The organism is Massilia sp. YIM B02763 (assembly GCF_030412015.1).
Classification (GTDB): Bacteria; Pseudomonadota; Gammaproteobacteria; order Burkholderiales; family Burkholderiaceae_D; genus Telluria.
This window is the reverse complement of record NZ_JASNRD010000007.1, coordinates 68528-81559: the sequence shown is the minus strand read 5'-3', so window position 1 is coordinate 81559 and position 13032 is coordinate 68528. Positions and strand designations below refer to the sequence as shown.

Sequence of the window (13032 nt, the reverse complement as noted above, 5' to 3'; positions counted from 1 at the left end):
CTGAAAGGCTCCGCTTAATACTGGACGGTCAGCGCCGCCATGACCGAATTCTCGTGATAGACGTCGCCGCCGCCGATGCCGTTGTTGCCGCGCGCGTGGCGCAATTCCACGAGGCCGCTGGCGTTCTGGGACAGGCGGTGCACCAGGCCCATGCGGTACTGGCGGGTATTGTTGATGAAGCCGTTGCCGAGCGACTCGGCGCGGTTCAGCGAGACGCTGGCCTGGGCGCTGGTGCGCGGCGCCAGCTTGTAGTCGGCGTCGATGCTGGCGCCGTGCTGGCGCACGTTGTCGTTGAGCGAGGCCAGCTGGCTGCCCAGCAGGGTGCTGTCGCTCTGCTGCAGCGACAGGGCATTGCGCTCTTCGCGGTAGGCCGACAGGGTCACGCTGGTGCGCGCCCCGCGCAGCACGCTGGCGAACTGCAGGCGCTTGGCGCGGGTGTAGCGGTTGCTCAGGTAATTGACGCTGTCGGCCAGGGTCGGCGGCAGGCCGGTGGCGGCCAGGTAGGCCTGCACGATCTGCTGGCGCTGCGCCGGATCCGGGTAGGCCGCGGCGAACAGGTTGTCGAGCATGGCGGCCGTGTCGATCGCCGCCGGCAGCAGGAACTGCGAGCGGCTGGTCGTGACCTGGTCGCTGTAGTTCAGGCTCCAGACGGTATGGCGGGTGCGGTGGCTGGCCGCCAGCGATCCCGTCTTGCCGAAATAGCGGTGGCCGAACGAGGCCTCGACGCTGGTGCGCGTGGACGGCGTCCAGGCGAAGCCGGCGGTCCAGCTGCGTCCCGCCGTGCGTTCGTTCAGGACCGCGTATTCGTAGTCGTCGTAGCCCACGCTGCCGGTCAGGCTCAGCCTCGGCGTGAGGCGGTAGCGCAGGCCGAACGTGGCGTTTTCCGAGGTCGAGCTGCCGGCGATGCGGTTGTTCAGGTCCTGGTGGTAATACGTCATGTTCCAGCCCAGGCTGGTGAACGACGGGCCGCTGGCGACGTTGGCCAGGACCGAGCTGGCCACGCTGCTGCCGAAGGCGTCGGTGCCGGCTTCGACCGAGTCGCGCGTGAAGCGCAGGTCGGCGCTGGCCGTCGAGCCGAAGCGGTGCTGCAGGTAAGGGCTGATGCGCCAGGTGCGCACCTCGGTGCGGTTCAGGCTCGAATACGGCGTGTCCGACAGCTGGTTGAACGCCGAGATCGCCTGGCGCTGGCCGCTGGCGCCGGCGTCGACGTAGAACAGGTTGTCGACCAGCATGGCGCGGCCGACCGCCTGGTAGCGGCGCGAGCTGTCGTACAGATTGGGCGCGTCCTTGTCGCTGTAGCCGAACATGCTCCATTGCGCGTTCGCCGTCAGGTTCAGGCGCGGGCCGCTGGACGTCACCGTGAAGCCCGGCGACGCCTCGGTCACGAATTCGTTGCGCGCGAGCGCGTCGCGCTGCAGGCCGATATTGTCCGTATAGGTCTCGCGCAGCGTGGCGGACGGCTTGAACTGCCAGTCGGCGCGGCATTCCGCGGACAGCAGCATGGCCGCCAGGGCCAGCGGCGCCAGTTTCAAGGCGGCCGGCAGCGCCGCCGCGCCGCGCAGGCTGACAAACGGCTCAGCCGTAGTGATAGTCATACGTCTCTTCGATGCCGGGGAATTCCCTGGTCTTGTTATAGATGAGATTGACGTTCGGGCAATCCTTGAGCTGGCTCAGCGCTTCCTTGACCGCGTGCTGGGTCGTGGTCTGGGCTTCCACCACCATCACGATCTGGCCCATGTGCGAGGCCAGTTCGCGCGATTCGCTGGTCAGCAGCAGCGGCGGCGAGTCGAAGATCACCACGCGGTCCGGATAGCGGTTGGCGATCTCGGTCAGCAGGGTATTCATGGTCGAGCTGGCCAGCAGTTCGGTGGCGCGCGGATTGCTGGTGCCGGCGGGCAGGATCGACAGCGTGTCGACGTTGGTGCGCAGCATGACGTCGGCCATGTCGATCTGGTCGTCCAGCAGCACGTCCATCAGGCCGCGGTGCGCCGGCAGGCCCAGGGTGCGCAGCACCGACGGGCGGGCGACGTCGGCGTCGACCAGCAGCACCGTATGGTCCAGTTCCATGGCGATGCTCATCGCCAGGTTGATCGCGCAATAGGTCTTGCCTTCGCCCGGCAGCGAGCTGGTGATCATGATCAGGTTGGCGGGCTTGTCGCCGCGCTTGCGCTCGGCGAAGGCGCGCTGCAGCAGCGGGCGCTTGATGACGCGGAAGTCTTCCAGCAGGCGGGTGCGGCCGGAGGCGGCCGTGACCATGCCTTGCTCGCGCATGCGCGCCAGGTCCAGCTCGACGCGGCGGGTGCTGAACCTGGGCGCCGCCGGCACGTCCGCAGCCGCCGCGGCCGGTTCCACCGCGACGGTGTCGACCGCCGCCGGCGCCAGGACCGCCGTGTCGGCGTCCTCGAGGACGCGCTGCTGCGGCGGCACGGCCGCGCTGTCGTGCGGCACCGCGCCGGTGCCGGCCGAGGGACGCTGGAGGTCGATCCGGCTTGCCGCTTTTTCGATGATGCTCACGTTGTACTCCTTGATCTTAGATCGTGGGGCGGACCAGGATCGCGGCCATGCCCACACCATAGGCGCCGAACAGCACCAGCACCGAGGTCCCGAGGGCCAGCAGGCGGCGTTTGCGTTTGACGGTCTGTTCGGTCGTCCAATTCATGCCGATCGAGCCCAGCACCGGCAGGCCGGTGGCGTCGCGCAGGGCAGCCTGGCTCATGAAGGCCGGGCGTACCTGGCTCATCAGGAAGGCGACGGCGAGGCCGGCGACGAGGGCGCCGGCGAACACCAGCGAGAACAGGCGGACGCGGTTCGGGCCGCTCGGCTGCGACGGCACGGTCGGCGGATCGATGACGCGGAAGGTCAGCATGTCGGTGGCGGTCGACAGGTCGCCCGACAGGCGCGCCGATTCGCGGCGCTCGACCAGCTTCTGGTAGTTCTCGCGGTTGACCTGGTAGTCGCGGTTGAGCTGGGCCAGCTGCGCTTCGATCTCCGGCGCCTCGACGCTCTGGGTGCGCAGGCGCGCCACGCGGGCCGCGAACTCGTCGACGCGGGCGCGCATCGATGCCACGCGGGCGTCGGCGGCCGACAGCGACACGGTCAGCTGCTGCAGCATCGGGCTGTAGCCGGCGCCCGGGTCGAGATTGCGCTTGGTCTTGGCCAGCTCCGCCTTCTGGGCCTTGAGCTGCTCCAGCAGGCGGCGGTTGGCGATGATGTCCGGGTGCTGCTCCGTGTATTGCAGGCGCAGCGCATCCAGGTTCTTCTGCGCCGTCGAGATGCGCATTTCCAGTTCCGGATCGACCACGCCCGGATCGACCGTCTCCATGCCCGGCTTGGCCGGCTCGCCCTTGATCTGGCGCGAGATGGCATTGCGGGCCTGCTCGGCTTCGGCCAGGTCCAGGCGCGCCTGGTTCAGCTGGTCGATGGCCTGCTGCAGCTGGCCGCCGAAGTCGCCGCCGCCTTCGCGCGGCAGCAGACCCATGTTCTTGATCTTGAATTCCTTCAGCGAGTTCTCGGCGGCCGACAGTTTTTCTTCATACGTCTTGATCTGGTCGTCGATGAACTGCACGGCCTTTTCCGAATCCTGCTTCTTGCCGCCGAAGCTGCCTTCCACGAAGATCGTCAGCAGCGACTGCACGATGTCCTTACCGAGCTTGGGATTGTCGGACACATAGGTGATCGTGTAGATGTCGTCGCGCTCGGTGCCGCCGATCTTGATCTTCGTCATGAGCTCGTCGACGAGCTTCTCGTGCTCCTTGCTGTCCTTGGCCTTGACGTCCAGGTCCACCATGCGCATCAGGCGTTCCACGTTCGGGCGGCTGATCAGGGTGCGGCGCATGAACACGACCTGCTGGTCGAGGTTCGGCATGGTCGTCATGCCCGACAGCAGCGGCTTGAGGATGCTCTGGGTATCGACATAGACCCGGGCCGAGGCCTCGTACTGGTTCGGCAGCCGGAGCACGATGGTCCAGCCGATGATGGCGACAGCCCACGTGATGGCCACTGCATACCAACGATATTTGCCGATTGCTTTTAAGAAATTAAGAAGTACGGCGGTGATTTCTGCCATCTCGTCAGTCTCGTCTAGAAAACCAAAAAATGTTGCTTGAGCGGGCTCAAACGCTAATCAAATACCTTGCATGATCGCTTGCGTCACTAGCAATTGCAATTACGCGCGAGAAAATTTTGGCAAGGATGAGGTCGAGTACCTCATCTACAACACAAATTCCTCGGGGAAAGCATAAAATTGCTCAAATTAAGCACAATTCATTCGAACAATTGCTTATAGATCAATTGTTTAAGCCGACAATATTGCTTATTATCAATAGCTTAGCGCTACTTCCCACGACTTCTTCCACGGTCGTAGCGATCATGCACTTCTATTAACTCAAGTGCTTTATTGTAATGTTTTAAATAAAGAAAGGGTGCACGGTTGATGCCGAATCGAAATACTCCTCCGGCAGCTGCTGTTTTCCCGACGCGCCGCACGGCTCTCGCCGCCCTGGCCGCGGCCGCGCTTCTATATAGTGCGGTCCCGCTCGCGGCCGCCGAGCTCAAGACCGTCATTCCGACCGTCAAGCAGTCGGTCGTCGGCATCGGGACCTTCGAACCCACCCGCAGTCCGGCCATCGTCTTCGTCGGCACCGGCTTCGTCGTCGGCGACGGCCTGAGCGTGGTGACGAATGCCCACGTGGTACCGGATACCGTCGGCGCGGGCGGCAAGGTGGAACAGCTCGGGATCGTCACGAAAGAGGGGGAGCAGGTGCGCTTTCGCGCCGCCCAGCTGGCCGGACGCGACACGGTGCACGACCTGGCCCACTTGCGCCTGAGCGGCGCGCCCTTGCCGGCGCTCGCGCTGGGCGACTCGGACGAGGTGGAAGAGGGACAGGACCTGGCGTTTACCGGCTATCCGCTGGGAATGGTGCTGGGCCTGCATGCCGCCACCCACCGCGCCACGCTGGCCGCCATCACGCCGATCGTGATGCCCTCGCTGAATTCGCGCAAGCTGGACGCGCGCCAGATCGTGGCCCTGCAAAAGCCGTTCAGCATCTTCCAGCTGGACGGCACCGCCTACCCGGGCAATAGTGGGAGTCCCGTCTACGATCCCGGCAGCGGCCGCGTCTGGGGCGTCATCAATGCCGTGTTCGTCAAAGGCCTGAAGGAAAACGCGATCAGCAATCCGAGCGGCATCACGTATGCGATCCCCGCCAAGTATGTACAGGCTTTATTGCAGCAAAAATAATGTGTTGTAAAAACATTTCTGAAGTGTGTGCGGCCTGCTCAGCAGGCACAATGTTATACAATACTCAGCCGTTAGCGACTTGCTAACAACTGTTTACTGACAAGAAGCGGCCGCCGGGGCGGTCGTCACGAAAGGGATTGACGTGGGCAAGGACAAGGCAAACCTGATCAAACATTCGGCACTGGCGCTTGCCGCCGCATGCATGCTGGCACTGGGCGGTTGCGCGACGCGCGGGCCGCAGGTGGTCGACAACCAGGTGAGCAATCCGGAATACCGGATCGGTCCGGGCGATACGGTCAACATCATCGTGTGGCGCAATCCGGAAGTGTCGATGGCCGTGCCGGTGCGCCCGGACGGCAAGATCACGACGCCGCTGGTCGAAGACCTGCCGGCCGCGGGCCGCACGTCGACCGAGCTGGCGCGCGACATCGAACAGGCATTGACGAAATTCATCCAGCAGCCGGTCGTCACGGTGGTCGTGACAAACTTCGTCGGCAATTACAGCGAGCAGATCCGCGTGATCGGCCAGGCGACGCGGCCGCAGGCGCTTCCGTATCGCAAGGAAATGAGCCTGATGGATGTGATGATCGCCGTCGGCGGCACCACGGAATTTGCCGCCGGCAATCGCGCCAGCCTCATCCGCAACGTGGACGGCAAGCAGCAGAAGTACAACGTCCGCCTGGACGACCTGGTCAAGGACGGCGACATCTCGGCCAACGTCCAGATGCGCCCGGGCGACGTGCTGGTGATCCCGGAAAGTTACTTCTGACGCTTGTCAGGATTTTTTACAGCCGCGTTCATCGGGGCAGCTGGACGCGCAGCAACAGGTTGCTAAACGACTGATTCTAAAAGAATCAGCTTTTGATATCCCGGGTGGCACAGGGATTGCTAGCCTCGTAGGAATCTGGCATTGTGTCGCATGCCCGACTGTTTATCTACCGAAAGAGGACCCAACGTGGCTATCGATGACCGTGACGTAAGCGAGAACAGTGGCGAGGCGCCGAAGACCGAGGCAACGCCGTTGCCGCCGGCCGCAGGCACTTCCTTGTCGCGCAAGGGCGCATCGCGCCGCCGCTTCGCCAGGGCCAGCGCCGGTGCGACCGGTGTCCTGCTGACGCTGCACAGCCAGCCGGGCATGGCATGCACGTTCTGCGGCATTTCCCCGTCGCTGGCGGTCTCGGCCGTCGGGCAGAACCGCAACATCACGGCCCTGAGCCACCGCCCGACGGCCTCGCGCTGCGTGGGCATCCCGCCGGAATCCTGGAAGACCAAGTCGAACTGGCCATGCAACCCGGACGCCCGCTTCGGCGACGTGTTCACCTGCCAGTCGCGCACGGCCGGCTATGCGAGCGCCACCATCCGCGAAATCATCAACGGCGCCAGCTGCGACACCGACCAGATGGCCAAGTACATGATGGCGGCCTATATGAACGTTGCCGACGGCAAGGTCGACTTCATCACGTTCGAAGCGCTGGCCGCGGTGTGGAACGAGTGGTCGATCAAGGGCTATTACGAACCGATGGCCGGGCAGAAGTGGGGCACGTACGAAATCCTGTACTACCTGCGCGGCACCATGGATTGACGTGAGCGCCGGCCCGACTTGGCGCCTGCAGCCGGGACAGACCCTGCAATACCGGCAGTGGGACGGCGAATGCGTCCTCTACAACGACCTGTCCGGCGACACCCACCTGCTCGGCGAGGCCGCCGTCGAGATCCTGCTGGCGCTGCGCCGGGGCCCGGCGACGCGCGACGCGCTGGCCGCCATGCTGGAGGCCGAATTCGACCTCGATCCGGCCGAGCTCGGCCCTGAAACCGACCACCTGCTGCAGCACCTGGAACGCCTGCACCTCGTCGATTCCACCGCATGCTGACGGTCGCATCGCTTACCCGCCCCGAACTGGAACGGCGCCTGGCCGGCCCCGGCCTGACCATGCGTACGGGACCCTTCGTCAGCCGCATCCGATCGCCGCTGGGCCAGCTCGCCGAGGGCATCGCCCTGATGTACGGCGACGCGCCGCTGGGCACGCCCGACGACTTCGCCGACTTCCACCTGCGCCTGTCCCCGCCGGGCGGGTTGCGCCGCTGGTACCGGCCGCAGGTGTGCTTCGACCTCGACGGCCTGGTGCCCTTCGAGCCCTTGCCGCAGGCCCATGCCTTCCCGATGTTCGAATGGGCGCTGAACTGGGCGATCTCGACGCGCGCGCATGCCTACCTGATGCTGCATGCGGCCGTGGTGGAAAAGCGCGGCCGCGCGGCGATCCTGCCGGCGCCGCCCGGTTCCGGCAAGAGCACGCTGTGCGCCGCGCTGGTCAACCGCGGCTGGCGCCTGCTGTCCGACGAGCTGACGCTGTTCCTGCCCGAGGATGGGCGGGTGGCGCCGATCGCGCGTCCCGTCAGCCTGAAGAACCGTTCGATCGACGTGATCCGCGCGTTCGCGCCGGATGCCGTGTTCACGCGTCCGGTCAGCAATACGACCAAGGGGACGGTGGCCTACCTGAAGGCGCCGGGCGACAGCGTCGCGCGCGTGCGCGAACTGGCGCAGCCGGCGTGGATCGTGTTTCCCCGCTATGAAGCGGGATCGGCCACCGTGCTGGAGCCGATCCCGCGCGCGCGCGCCCTGTTCCGCGTGGCGGAGAACGCCTTCAACTACAGCCACATGGGCGCCAGCGGTTTCCGCACCCTGGCCGGCGTCATCGATCGCTGCGCCAGCTTCGATTTTCGCTACAGCAAGCTGGACGAAGCCATTGCCGTGTTCGACGCACTGGAGCCGCCGCCACCGTGAAACGCCTGCCCATCCTGCTGGCCGCGCTGCGCGACCCCGGCCAGCTCGCGCACCTGGCGCCGGCCGACTGGGACTTGCTGCTGCGCCAGTCGACGACCGCCAACCTGACGCCCAGCGTACTCGCCCTGCTCGAGGAGCGCGGCCTGCTGGACAGGGTGCCGGCCCACGTACGCGCCCACATCGAATGGGTGCGCCCGTTGGCCGTGCGCCACCGCCAGGCCGTGCGGTTCGAAGTCGCGCGCATCCGCGAGGCGCTGGCCCGCACCGGCGTACCGGTGATCCTGCTCAAGGGCGCCGCCTACACGATGGCCGACCTGCGCGCGGGGCGGGGCAGGCTGTATTCCGACGTCGACATCCTGGTGCCGAAGGCGCGCCTGGGCGAGGTCGAGTCGGCCCTGATGCTGGCGGGCTGGGCCACGACCCACCACGACGCCTACGACCAGCGCTACTACCGCCAGTGGATGCACGAATTGCCGCCGATGCAGCACGTCAAGCGCCGCAGCGCCATCGACGTGCACCATGCGATCCTGCCGGAAACGGCGCCCGTGCGCCCGGATCCGGACAAGCTGCGCGCCGCTGCCCGGCCGCTGGCAGGCCAGGACGGCCTGGCCGTGCTGGCGCCCACGGACATGGTGCTGCACAGTGCCGTGCACCTGTTCTTCGACGGCGAATTCGACAAGGGCTTGCGCGACCTGCTCGACATCCACCTGCTGCTGGGCGAATTCGGCGCCGTCCCCGGTTTCTGGGAAGCGCTGGTGCCGCGCGCACGTGAGCTGCAGCTGGGCCGTCCGCTGTTCTATGCGCTGCGCTACGCGACGCGCCTGCTCGGCACGGCCGTGCCGCCGCGGGTGCTGGCGGAAGCCGCGCCGCTGGGACCGGGCAGTGCCCTGTCGTGGCTGATGGACCGCCTGTTCGAACGCGCACTGCTGCCCGAGCACCCGAGCTGCGCCGACGCCTGGACCGGCGCCGCGCGCTTCGCGCTGTATGTGCGCGGCAACTGGCTGCGCATGCCGCCGCTGCTGCTGGCGCGCCACCTGTTCCATAAAGCCTTCATTTCGCCGCGCACCGAAGCCTTGCCTTGAGGCCGGGGAGCGGCCACTCCCTGGCCTTCGTGTCCGGAATCGCATACCATCGCTTGAAGTTGAATTTAATGCAATCTCATTCGCGAGGTGACACCGTATGAACGATGCACGCAATCCGCTGGTCAGGCTGCAGGACCTGCAGCATTTCCTGGCGGACGGAACCCTGGAAGACAATCTGCACCAGCAGGCCGCCATGACGTCCGCGCTGCTCGGCGCGGCCAGTTGCTCGATCATGCTGCTGGGCGGCGGCGACGGCGACGAAATGCGCATGAGCGTGTACGCGCGCCACGGCGAGCTGCCGGAAGCGGCCCGGCAGGCATCGGTGGCGCGCGGCGAAGGGATCGCCGGACGCGTGCTGGCCAGCGGCGAATCGCTGCTCATCGAGGACATCGCCAAGTCCGAACTGGCGTCCCTGGCGCGCCACCCGGAAGCCGGCTGCAGCCTGCTGTGCGTGCCGATCCGCATCGACGGCAAGATCGTCGGCGTCATCAACGCGGCCAGCTGCCCGGGCAATGCCCCGTTCGGCGAAACGGAATTGCGCCTGCTCGAGGTGGCGGCGCTGTTCATCGGCAAGGCGATCCAGGTGCAGCAGCTGCAGCACCTGCTCGATTCGCGCTTCGCCCAGCTGGCCCTGCTGCAGGAAGCCCAGCAGAAAGTGGGGGAATCCGTGCGCACCGCCTACCGCAACCCGGAAGACGTGGCCAAGATCCTGGCACGTTCGTTTTTCCGCGAAATGACCAAGGCGGGGTTCGAGTCCGCGCAAATCGTCAGCGCCGCGTCGGAATTGATCGGGCAATTGAACCTGCACTTGCACGAGAAAGGGCAGACAGGAGCGTCCCGGGTCGAGAGTTAAAAACAAGGCAATAATAAGCCGTTTGGTTTCTTGTCAGAATTATCTTGTCGGTAAATCTTACACACTCAGCTTTTAAACTCAGGAGTATTTTTTAAGTCATTGATTTTAAAGAGTATGAAAAAGCTGGCACGGTCCATGCTTAATAGAGCTCACAAGACTTCAATGACGAAGATAACTAACCAACGCGAAATAACTGAGGAGCAATTCATGAAACTGAACAAGTCCCTGATCGCCAAGACCGTTGCTGGTGTCGCACTGGTTGCAGGCGCAGCGCTGCCGGCAGCCGCACAGACCGCCCCGTCGTTCACCATCAATCCGGCATATCTGGGCGGCCCGGCTACCCCGGTCGTCGCGAACCAGATGAGCGGTACGTCGTCGGAACTGCTGCACACCAACGGCAATACCCACACCGGTTCGGGCTGGCTGCAGATCGGCTCGTTCTCGAACGCCGGCACTCCAGTCAACGGCACCGGCCTGCTGGATAACTACCGCCTGTACATCACGTTCGACCTGTCGGACGTCTACCGTGAAGGCGGCAAGGGTATCAATACCCAGTACAGCGTCAATACCCTGACCAAGCTGGACTTCAAGTTCTACGCCGATACCAAGATGGATAACGGCTACACCCAGGCAAGCGTCCTGAACGGCGGCGTCGAAGCCACCGTGTCGAACCAGGACGACGATATCCTGCTGGGCACCGGTTCGCTGATCGAAGGCGATGCAAGCTTCGGCCGCCTGCTGGGTGCGTCGCTGAACTCGACCCAGACCTTCTCGCTGACCGACGAAGGCAAGCTGTTCTTCATCTCGCCGGATCCGTTCTACAACCTGGCATTCGATGCCTTCAACAACACCACCCAAGGCTTCGCCGTCGTCGGCGCAAACGGTCTGGTGTCCATCAACCAGGCAATCGGCACCATCGACTTCAACCGCGCACCGAACGAAGTGCCGGAACCGGCATCGCTGGCCCTGATGGGCCTGGGCATGCTGGGCCTGGCCGCCGGCACCCGCCGTCGCCGCGCCAAGTAATCGGCCCGTCCGGCCGGTCCGCCGGCTGGACGAACCGATACGGTTCGCGTCTCGAGAAAGCCCGTCATCCGACGGGCTTTTTTATTTCGGGGTAACTATTCCACGGTAAGTGTTACTGCCATAATGTCTTCATGAACAAGGACTTCCTCGAACAGCTGGCCGCCTGCGCCGCCCTGGCCCCGTCGGCCGACAATTGCCAACCCTGGCGCATGCGCGCCGCCGGCGACGCGCTCGAACTGCACCACGTGTCGCGCCATCCGGATACGAATGTGTTCGGCCCCGACAGCCATGCGACGCTGATGAGTATCGGCGGCCTGGCCGAGAACATCGACGCGGCGCTGGCCGCGAACGGCGTGCGCGGCCAATGGCAATGGAGCGAGGCGGGCACGCAGCCGTACGGCCGCGTCGCGCTGGCCGGCACGGCGCCGGAACGCTTCGTCGCCCCGGCCGGCGCTGGCGTGCGGCACACGAACCGCCTGCCATTCCGTGCCGATGCGCTGGCGCCCGACCTGGCGGCCCGGGCCGCGGCAGCCGTCGAAGGCGCGCAGCGCGTCGTCCTGCTGCAGGACGCGGATGCGCGCAAGGCGCTCGTCAAGCTGGTCCGGCTGAGTTCGGAAGCACGTTTTTGCAACCGCGACCTGCACCGCTGGCTGTTCGGCAGCCTGCGCAAGACGCCGCAGGATGTCGCCAGCGGCGACGGCCTCGACGTCGCCACCCTGGGCCTGCCGCCGGGTGGCGAGGCCATGCTGGGCCTGATGTCGAGCTGGAAGCGCATGGAAACGCTGAACCGCATCGGCGCCTACAAATTCCTGGCGCTGACGGAGGTGGGCCTGATCTCGGCCGCGCCGGCGCTGCTGTGCGTGGTCGGCAGCGGCAAGGGCCGCGCCGGCGTCGATGCCGGCCGCCTGCTGACGCGGGTATGGACGCAGTTGAACGCCGCGGGCGCCGCCGTGCAGCCCTACTACGTGGTCAGCGACCAGATCAACCGCCTGCACGACGGCAGCCTGGCCGCCGGTTTCGAAGGCAGGATCGGGGCGGTGGAATGGGAGATGCGCCGCCTGCTGGGACTGGCGCCCGGCGAGATGCTGCACATGATCCTGCGCGTCGGCTACCCGAAGGGGACGCCGGCGCGCTCGCGCCGGCTGCCGCTGGAGCAGGTGTTCGTCAGCGCGCCGTAGCGGCAGCCGGCGTGCGGGCGAACTGGCGCTTGGCGACGGAGATCATCAGGCGGTGCAGCGGGTTGCCGTTGCCGCCCGGGCGCCAGGTGCGCGCCAGCTTGTTGCGGTAGGCATCGAACTGCATGCCGTGCGGCGCGGCCAGCACGTCGCCGCGGCCCAGCAGGATCTTGAGCGCCTCGGTGGCCACGATGCCGGCGCACAGCTGGCAGGCCATGAAGGTCGACGGGCCGCGCCGCTCGTCGAAATTGACCGCTTCCGGCATGACCAGGTAGGGCCGGTGCAGGCCGGCCGGCGCCAGGCCGACCATGAAGCGGATCGCCTTGTCCAGGTCGGGCAGCTCGCCCCACTGGAAATACTCCTCGAACGTCATTTTCCCCGGCAGGAAGTTCAGCAGCGCGGCGCCCATGCCCAGCGGCGCGGCCGTGGTGGCCGGGATGCCGTATTCGGCGCAGGCGGCGAACGTGTGCTTGCGCGCGTCGAAGGCGAAGAAATCCAGCGCGTCGACGTACAGGTCGACCCCCTCCAGGAATTCCTTCAGGTTGCCCTTGCTGACGCCTTCCGGGAAGACCTTGATGTCGATCTCGGGGTTGATGTCCCGGGCCATGCGCGCCAGTACCTCGGCCTTCGGCTGGCCGACGGTGGACATCATCGCGCCTACCTGGCGGTTGAAGTTGACGATGTCGAAGGTATCGAAATCGGCGATGTGGAAGCGGGACACGCCCAGGCGCGCCAGCGTCAGCAGGTGGACGCCGCCCACGCCGCCGCCGCCCGCGATGGCGACGCGCTTGCCGCGCAGGGTCGTCTGTTCGGCCGGCGTCACCCAGCCGATATTGCGCGAGAATGCCTGTTCGTACTGAAACGGATTAGTCATC

At 65.8% G+C, this 13032-nt stretch carries 13 protein-coding genes; 9 read left to right on the top strand and 4 right to left on the bottom strand.

Features of this window, described 5'->3' with window-relative positions:
- Positions 1-14 precede the first annotated feature (14 nt).
- The 3 genes from QPK32_RS11655 to QPK32_RS11645 are packed head-to-tail and all read right to left on the bottom strand — an operon-like array spanning position 15 to position 4066.
- Positions 15-1595, bottom strand: a complete 1581-nt coding sequence (locus QPK32_RS11655) for a TIGR03016 family PEP-CTERM system-associated outer membrane protein (protein WP_290412979.1) — start codon at positions 1593-1595, stop codon at positions 15-17.
- Positions 1576-2514 (bottom strand): XrtA-associated tyrosine autokinase, encoded by a 939-nt coding sequence (locus tag QPK32_RS11650; RefSeq protein WP_290412978.1) that lies wholly within the window; start codon positions 2512-2514, stop codon positions 1576-1578. Before QPK32_RS11650 ends, QPK32_RS11655 begins: the two co-directional genes overlap by 20 nt.
- Positions 2515-2530: 16 nt before the next feature.
- Positions 2531-4066 carry an XrtA system polysaccharide chain length determinant gene (locus QPK32_RS11645; RefSeq protein ID WP_290412977.1) on the bottom strand — a complete coding sequence of 512 codons (1536 nt, stop codon included), beginning with the start codon at positions 4064-4066 and terminating at the stop codon, positions 2531-2533.
- 366 nt (positions 4067-4432) lie between these two features.
- On the opposite strand from QPK32_RS11645, the gene QPK32_RS11640 reads away from it, so the two are divergent.
- From QPK32_RS11640 to QPK32_RS11600, 9 genes are all read left to right on the top strand, one after another.
- Entirely contained in the window at positions 4433-5239 is an 807-nt protein-coding gene (locus tag QPK32_RS11640) for a serine protease (protein ID WP_290412976.1), read from the top strand.
- 202 nt (positions 5240-5441) lie between these two features.
- Entirely contained in the window at positions 5442-6008 is a 567-nt protein-coding gene (locus tag QPK32_RS11635) for an XrtA/PEP-CTERM system exopolysaccharide export protein (protein ID WP_290413092.1), read from the top strand.
- A gap of 186 nt (positions 6009-6194) precedes the next feature.
- A complete protein-coding gene (locus QPK32_RS26660; protein WP_290412975.1) occupies positions 6195-6821 on the top strand; it encodes a hypothetical protein in 627 nt (208 codons plus the stop codon).
- A 1-nt stretch (position 6822) separates the two neighbouring features.
- Complete coding sequence (locus QPK32_RS11625) at positions 6823-7110, top strand: HPr-rel-A system PqqD family peptide chaperone (RefSeq protein WP_290412974.1); 288 nt, start codon at positions 6823-6825, stop codon at positions 7108-7110.
- Positions 7104-8021, top strand: a complete 918-nt coding sequence (locus tag QPK32_RS11620; RefSeq protein ID WP_290412973.1) for an HprK-related kinase A — start codon at positions 7104-7106, stop codon at positions 8019-8021. Before QPK32_RS11625 ends, QPK32_RS11620 begins: the two co-directional genes overlap by 7 nt.
- A complete protein-coding gene (locus tag QPK32_RS11615) occupies positions 8018-9103 on the top strand; it encodes a nucleotidyltransferase family protein (RefSeq protein WP_290412972.1) in 1086 nt (361 codons plus the stop codon). Before QPK32_RS11620 ends, QPK32_RS11615 begins: the two co-directional genes overlap by 4 nt.
- A gap of 97 nt (positions 9104-9200) precedes the next feature.
- On the top strand, positions 9201-9956 hold the full coding sequence (locus QPK32_RS11610) for a GAF domain-containing protein (RefSeq protein WP_290412971.1): 756 nt from the start codon (positions 9201-9203) through the stop codon (positions 9954-9956).
- A 207-nt stretch (positions 9957-10163) separates the two neighbouring features.
- Positions 10164-10982, top strand: a complete 819-nt coding sequence (gene pepA / locus QPK32_RS11605; RefSeq protein ID WP_290412970.1) for a flocculation-associated PEP-CTERM protein PepA — start codon at positions 10164-10166, stop codon at positions 10980-10982.
- Between the two features lie 131 nt (positions 10983-11113).
- The gene (locus QPK32_RS11600) at positions 11114-12160 is read left to right on the top strand and encodes a hypothetical protein (protein ID WP_290412969.1); all 1047 of its coding nucleotides are present in this window, start codon (positions 11114-11116) and stop codon (positions 12158-12160) included.
- On the opposite strand, the gene QPK32_RS11595 is transcribed toward QPK32_RS11600, so the two are convergent.
- Positions 12147-13031 carry a ThiF family adenylyltransferase gene (locus QPK32_RS11595; RefSeq protein ID WP_290412968.1) on the bottom strand — a complete coding sequence of 295 codons (885 nt, stop codon included), beginning with the start codon at positions 13029-13031 and terminating at the stop codon, positions 12147-12149. The two genes, QPK32_RS11600 and QPK32_RS11595, sit on opposite strands and share 14 nt — an antisense overlap.
- Position 13032: the final 1 nt, after the last annotated feature.

What these genes read in the sequence shown, in the direction of transcription:
- QPK32_RS11645 (WP_290412977.1), bottom strand. Translation starts at nt 4,066, where the DNA reads ATGGCAGAAATCACCGCCGTACTTCTTAATTTCTTAAAAGCAATCGGC.
- QPK32_RS11595 (WP_290412968.1), bottom strand. Translation starts at nt 13,031, where the DNA reads ATGACTAATCCGTTTCAGTACGAACAGGCATTCTCGCGCAATATCGGC.
- QPK32_RS11640 (WP_290412976.1), top strand. Translation starts at nt 4,433, where the DNA reads ATGCCGAATCGAAATACTCCTCCGGCAGCTGCTGTTTTCCCGACGCGC.
- QPK32_RS11620 (WP_290412973.1), top strand. Translation starts at nt 7,104, where the DNA reads ATGCTGACGGTCGCATCGCTTACCCGCCCCGAACTGGAACGGCGCCTG.
- QPK32_RS11655 (WP_290412979.1), bottom strand. Translation starts at nt 1,595, where the DNA reads ATGACTATCACTACGGCTGAGCCGTTTGTCAGCCTGCGCGGCGCGGCG.
- QPK32_RS11635 (WP_290413092.1), top strand. Translation starts at nt 5,442, where the DNA reads ATGCTGGCACTGGGCGGTTGCGCGACGCGCGGGCCGCAGGTGGTCGAC.
- pepA (WP_290412970.1), top strand. Translation starts at nt 10,164, where the DNA reads ATGAAACTGAACAAGTCCCTGATCGCCAAGACCGTTGCTGGTGTCGCA.
- QPK32_RS11610 (WP_290412971.1), top strand. Translation starts at nt 9,201, where the DNA reads ATGAACGATGCACGCAATCCGCTGGTCAGGCTGCAGGACCTGCAGCAT.
- QPK32_RS11600 (WP_290412969.1), top strand. Translation starts at nt 11,114, where the DNA reads ATGAACAAGGACTTCCTCGAACAGCTGGCCGCCTGCGCCGCCCTGGCC.